General features: G+C 63.4%; 1 protein-coding gene. It reads right to left on the reverse strand.

Features of this window, described 5'->3' with window-relative positions; all coding sequences use genetic code 11:
• Nucleotides 1–110: 110 nt before the first annotated feature.
• A partial coding sequence (locus ACXJ7R_RS34195; protein ID WP_457155648.1) for a nicotinate phosphoribosyltransferase occupies nt 111–1,011 on the reverse strand: 901 nt, incomplete at its 5' end.

The following is a 1,011-nucleotide window of genomic DNA, read 5'->3' on the forward strand; positions in this document are numbered from 1 at the left end:
GCCGGCAGATGAACTGCTGATCTCCCCCCTTGCGGGGGAGATGTCCGGCAGGACAGAGGGGGGTGGGAGGGAATGCGACCGGGCGGTCATGTCATTCAACCCATCACCCCTCACACCTTGACCAGTTGCTCCACGCGGTCCTTCTGACCGAAGATCCTGAGATAACGCTCGATCTCTTTCTCGTCGCCGGTCGCCTTGGCCGGGTTGTCGGAGAGCTTGACCGCCGGTCTTCCATTGGCCTCGGTGACCTTGCAGACCAGCGATATGGCGTCCAGGCTGTTGGTTTCGGTTGGCGCGCAGCCCTCGAAATCATTGGTGAGGTTGGTGCCCCAGCCGAACGACATGCGCACCTTGCCCCTGAAGTGGCGGTAGGTCTCCTCGATCGTTTCGACCTCGAGCCCGTCGGAGAAGATCAGCAGTTTCTGCCGGGGATCCTTGCCCCTGTCGCGCCACCAGGACAGGATTTTCTCGCCGCCCTCGATGGGCGGAGCGCTGTCGGGGCGAAAACCGGTCCAGTCGGCCACCCAGTCCGGCGCGTCGCGCAGGAACGACGCCGTGCCGAAGGCATCGGGCAGCACGATCAGCAGATTGCCGCCATAATAGCGCTGCCAGTCCTGCAGCACCTTGTAGGGCGACTGTTTCAGCTCTTTTTCCGAATTGGCGAGCGCGGCGAACACCATCGGCAGTTCATGCGCGTTGGTGCCGAGCGCTTCGAGGTCGTTGTCCATGGCCAATAGCACGTTGGAGGTACCGGTGAAAGCTTCGCCGATGCCTTCCTTCAACGCCTCGACGCACCAGCGCTGCCACAGGAAGGAATGGCGCCGGCGCGTGCCGAAATCCGAAATGCGGATGCCGGGCAGCGCCTTCAGCCGTTCGGTCTTGGCCCACATCTTGGCCTTGGCGCGGGCATAGAGCACATCGAGCGCGAAGGGGCCATACGCCCGCATGGCCGCGCGGGAACGGAGCTCATTGATGATGGCGAGCGCCGGGATCTCCCACAGCGTCGTGTAC

The organism is Mesorhizobium sp. P5_C1, from assembly GCF_054049815.1.